The organism is Mesobacillus sp. (assembly GCF_049588175.1).
Lineage (GTDB): Bacteria > Bacillota > Bacilli > Bacillales > Cytobacillaceae > Mesobacillus.
Genome location: NZ_JBAVFI010000209.1, coordinates 1 through 4989 on the forward strand (window position 1 = coordinate 1; position 4989 = coordinate 4989).

Below are 4989 nucleotides of genomic sequence, written 5' to 3' on the forward strand. Positions count from 1 at the left end.
GATTTCTACGACATAATGGATACGGGTAAATATGAGCTTTTTGATTTATTCTCTTATATCCCTTATGCACCTTTTGGCTATTTGTTTATCTATTTATATGACAAGTTTCAGCTAAAAGGGCTGCGTCTTGTTCTATATATCATTTTTTGTTCTATTGGCGGTGTCCTTTTTGAAAGGATAGTCTCTACCTCCTATATTGAATTTTTACAGTATAAGAATTGGAGCCCATACTATTCGCTTCCTGTTTATTTAATAGTCCAGCCTTTGACAATCTTGTTTTTCAAGCTGGTGAAATCACTCCATGCAAGATCGCTGATCGCCTCGGTTCGTCCCAGTAAAAAAGATGCCAAATGGCATCCATGAATTTTCATTTGATTTTAAGTTTTTTATGATAGGCGATTTCCTGCCCATCAACCGTAAAGATCCCATGGTTATTGGCATTAAGCGTTACTTTAATATGATATGTACCCGGTTCAAGTTCACCTAAGTTATAGTAGTTTCCGTACAGCCTGTTTAATTTTTCCCCATTCACATACAAATGTGCGTGCCCCTCGCTATAGTTGACTTCATTAAGACCAGCTTTTTCTGGAGTGAACTTAAAATTATCTGTCATGATATGAAGCAGCCAAGAACCTGAATGATCTTTTTTTACAGATCCTTCAATTGAAGGAATTTGCTCACCTGAGGGAATGGACACTTCTTCATGCTTGTGTGCCTCACCATGGTTCGAAGCCTGATCGTGTCCATTTTGATTATGGAAATATAACATGACTGACACAAATGAGAATATGACGGTAAAACTAACAAATCTGTACATTGAATCTGTCTCCATCTTGCCCATTATAGGTCTATTGTACGGCCAGATTGTTGTCCCTTTTTCCTGACTAGCTCCCCAATGATTACCAGCAATAAGCCTAGTGCAAGAAAAGCAAGGTCATACATTAATGCATTAGGGTCCCCCGGCTTTACACGGTGGATTTTCAAAAGATGATGGTTCACAACACCTTCTACCAAGTTAAAAGTACCAGCCCCTGTTAAAAAGCTGCCTACAAGAATCCTAACCCCTCTAGTAATATCTGACGGTCTCCCGGCTAGCCACAAAAGAATCCCGCCGATTACTAATGCAATCGTTACACCAAAGTGGAATATGCCATCACTTACAATCTGTCCTGGACGATCTGTCTGCATGATCACACTATGCCATTGCAATAACTGGTGAAAGATGATGCCATCCATCGCTCCCATAAAACCTAAACCCAGGACGAAACTGCCTATGCGCAGGAAATTTCTTTTCGTTTTAGGACTCACAGTCAAAACTCCCCCCTGTATATTCAAAACTTTTGAATATTATTTCCATATTTAACAAAAACTAAACTTTTAGGTACTGGAGGATTGGTTGTTCAATTCCCTTCTAAGGAAACATTTCCATGCATTTTCAGATTCTCTTTTAGGTACCCTTTCATGCTTTCTGATATACTTTACATTATTGTTGTTTTTAGCGTTTCCCTTTAAATAATCTAGGCTATTGTCATCTGAGGAGGAGCCCGTTGCATTACAATGAATACCGTATAGGGATTAACTTGTCTAGTTATGAGTAAATCGACGAAGGTGCCTATTTAGAGATAACAATACACACTCATCAACTTGAGGTATAAAAGTGTTCCATAGACGCCTTGAAGCCCTTTTTCAATAGTTTTTAATAAACCAACTATATAGCTGAAAAACTGGAGTGAATAAGTTAATGAATACAAAAAAGGCTCTGCCTATTTTATTTTTAGTCATGTTCCTTGTAATGGTCGGATTTGGGATCATCATTCCGGTCATGCCTTTTTATGCGGAGGAAATTGGAGCTAGCCCCACTCAGCTGGGATTGTTGATGGCTGTCTATTCCTTGATGCAGCTTCTGTTTGCTCCAATGTGGGGACGAGTTTCTGACAGGATTGGCAGGAAGCCAGTCATCATGATTGGCATTATTGGACTGTCACTCTCCTTTTTCTTGATGGCCCTTTCTACAGAGCTATGGATGCTTTTTGCAGCGCGGATCATTGGCGGTCTTTTGTCTTCCGCAAATATGCCGACTGTCATGGCCTATGTGGCTGACATCACTTCTGAAGAAGATCGCGGAAAAGGAATGGGAATCATTGGAGCTTCAGTAGGACTTGGTTTTATATTCGGGCCTGCGATCGGCGGCATTTTTTCGCAGTCCAGCCTGAACATGCCATTCTATCTTGCAGGGGCTACCTCCCTGATCACATTCCTGCTCGTCACCTTCGTCCTGAAAGAATCACTTTCCATTGAGGAGCGCAACAGTCAGGCAAAGGAAAGGACATCTTTATTGAAGGCCTTTAACGGCCCTGTTTCTGTTTTGTTCGTGCTGCAATTATTCGTATCTCTGAGCTTATCAGGACTTGAGGCAACATTCGCTTATTTTGCTGCTGAAAAAGCTGGGCTTGGCTCAGTGCAGCTAGGCTATATTTTCATGATCATGGGACTTGCAGGAGCCATTGTCCAGGGTGGTTTAGTAGGAAGGATGACCAAAAAGCTGGGAGAAGGTACAGTTATCCAGCTGGGAATCCTCATTTCAGCGGTTGGCTTTGCCTTAATCCTGCTGATTAAAGGATTTGGAACTGCTGCTCTCTTTTTAACGATATTTGGCGTTGGCAACGGACTAATCCGCCCAAGCGTATCCTCTCTGCTGACAAAGAAATCTACCGCGGGACACGGGAGCACAACGGGCCTTTTATCGTCCTTCGATTCACTTGGCAGGATCATTGGTCCGCCATTAGGCGGATGGCTGTTCTCAATTGCCATCGGCATGCCATATATTTCAGGGATTATATTATCAGGTATCGCCTTGGTTCTTTACCAAATCTATCAATCACGAATGAAAAACTCCCATTCATTGAACGTTTAAATTAGAAAGGAGGGTGGCATCGATTGCCACCCTCCTTCTCTATACCTCGACCTTAATATTACCTCATTCAAAAATTTTGCTCGCTAAAGGCAAGTGAATCTCAATCAAGGTACCCTCGTTTAGCGTGCTTTGATAAGAAATAATCCCCTGGTGCTGTTTTATAATTTTATGGCAAATCATCAGTCCCAGCCCTGTTCCCTTTTCCTTCAATGTGTAAAAAGGCTCACCTAAACGCGGCAGCAATTCTTCTGGGATTCCGCATCCTTGGTCTTTTACGGAAATAACACAGTCCTCATTCTCGCCTTTCTTCAGGCTTATTTCGATGTCCCCACCCTCTGGCATTGCCTCCATCGCATTTTTGAAAATGTTCAGGAACACCTGCTTGATTTGATTCTTCTCGCAAGTAATAACAAAGTCTGTGTCTTCGCACTTCTGGATGAATTGGATATCTTTCATATTTGCCTGTGGAGATAACAGTTCAACCGTGTTTTCAATTACATCCCGTAAATTCGCCCGATTAAGCTGAATGGCCTGGGGTTTACCAAGTGTCAGCATTTCACTTGTAATCGTTTCGATTCGTTCCAGCTCACTGAGAAGCAAGTCATTAAATTCAATCGAACTATTTTCTTTTTTATAAAGCTGGACAAACCCTTTAATCGTTGTAAGCGGGTTGCGGATTTCATGGGCAACACCTGCTGCCAGCTCTCCGACAATCGACAGCTTCTCCGATTGCAAAAGAATCTCTTCCGCTTTTTTCCGTTCTGAAATATCCCTGCTGATCATGACAATATGCTCAATCACCCCTTCTTCTCCAATCACAGGCATACAGCGGGATTCAAATTCTATCCAATGGCCTTCATGGTGCAAAAATCGAAATTCGACAGATAGAGATTCATTATTTTCAAATATATTTTCGATTGTTTTAGCAAAAGGATGAACATCATCAGGATGAATCAACTGACAAAGCTCCACGCTTTGAAGTTCAGAAACCTTGTACCCTAAAACGATTTCATGGGAGGGTGAAAAATAGCTTATTCCGTTTTCTTTATCCATCACCATAATAAGATCCGATGTATTTTCAGCGATAAGGCGGTATTTTGCCTCGCTCTCTTCAAGTGTTTTCTCCATGTTCTTCTTTTCTGTAATGATTCTATATAAATTTTCATATGACTCTATTAGCAATCCGCCAATCATGACTCCTAGCATAATAAACAGCAAGTACTGAAAGTGAAAGCCGAAATTATCTCTAAATACGTTAAACAGCAAAGGCACCGTCAAAACATAAATAACAATATAGGAGCCAGCCAGGATTCCAGTTCTTTTAGCTGGTTTAAGATGCGAATATCGCATATTTATCAGTGTGAAAAAAAACATGATGATCAGCCAGCCAACAATGGCAGGAAGCCAATTGTCGCTTGCCATTAATCTGCTGATCAACGTAAAACTTCCGGTTATAAGCCCTGCTGCAGGTCCCAGATAAGCAAATACTAAAATAAGGATTGCATAGCGGATATCATACGAATAACCTTGTTCCTCGAAGGAAAGCCCAACGAGAATCGAGGAAACAATACCCGCATATAACGCCGCCCAAAGACGCAGCTGCTTAAGCGGCTTATGATTTATGAAAGAACGTATGATTAATGGTGTGCTGACCATGAGCGAAAAAATGGAGAGATTTATCATATAGTCTAGTAAAATCATTTTACTCCCACCTGTATATAATAATTTTCATAATATTCAAACCAATAATAAACCAGTCCATCAATCTTTTCTATATATTTCTTTAAGAATAATATTATAAGGTTTATAATATTTTAATTATTCGAATAACCTTCTAACATTATTTCGTATTTCGTAGTATTATAAGGATACAAAAGGAGGAGATTATATTGAATAAAACAGTTGAAAAACGTCTTGTCCGTTCAGAGGTACCCGTTGAGTCTACATGGAATCTTGATGATTTATACGTTTCTGACAAGGCTTGGGAAGCCGCTCTTGAGGATATTCAAGCAGAAATAACTAAATTCGCAGGATTTAAAGGCACTTTACATACAGGACCAAAGGCATTATTAGAA

Annotated in this window: 4 protein-coding genes and 2 pseudogenes; 3 read left to right on the forward strand and 3 right to left on the reverse strand. The window is 40.3% G+C overall.

Going from position 1 to position 4989, the window contains the following annotated elements; all coding sequences use genetic code 11:
• A pseudogene (locus tag WB217_RS05285) lies at positions 1-363 on the forward strand (hypothetical protein); the annotation flags it as partial.
• Positions 364-367: 4 nt separating this feature from the next.
• Here the strand turns inward: WB217_RS05285 and WB217_RS05290 are convergent.
• Both WB217_RS05290 and WB217_RS05295 read right to left on the reverse strand, forming a co-directional pair.
• Positions 368-817 carry a hypothetical protein gene (locus WB217_RS05290; RefSeq protein WP_423991337.1) on the reverse strand — a complete coding sequence of 150 codons (450 nt, stop codon included), beginning with the start codon at positions 815-817 and terminating at the stop codon, positions 368-370.
• Between the two features lie 23 nt (positions 818-840).
• Positions 841-1308 (reverse strand): DUF2243 domain-containing protein, encoded by a 468-nt coding sequence (locus tag WB217_RS05295; protein WP_423991339.1) that lies wholly within the window; start codon positions 1306-1308, stop codon positions 841-843.
• A 433-nt stretch (positions 1309-1741) separates the two neighbouring features.
• On the opposite strand from WB217_RS05295, the gene WB217_RS05300 reads away from it, so the two are divergent.
• Entirely contained in the window at positions 1742-2914 is a 1173-nt protein-coding gene (locus WB217_RS05300) for an MFS transporter (RefSeq protein WP_423991341.1), read from the forward strand.
• 63 nt (positions 2915-2977) lie between these two features.
• Here the strand turns inward: WB217_RS05300 and WB217_RS05305 are convergent, their stop codons facing one another.
• Complete coding sequence (locus WB217_RS05305; RefSeq protein ID WP_423991343.1) at positions 2978-4615, reverse strand: ATP-binding protein; 1638 nt, start codon at positions 4613-4615, stop codon at positions 2978-2980.
• Between the two features lie 188 nt (positions 4616-4803).
• Between WB217_RS05305 and WB217_RS05310 the strand changes: the two are divergent.
• Positions 4804-4989, forward strand: a pseudogene (locus tag WB217_RS05310) (oligoendopeptidase F); the annotation flags it as partial.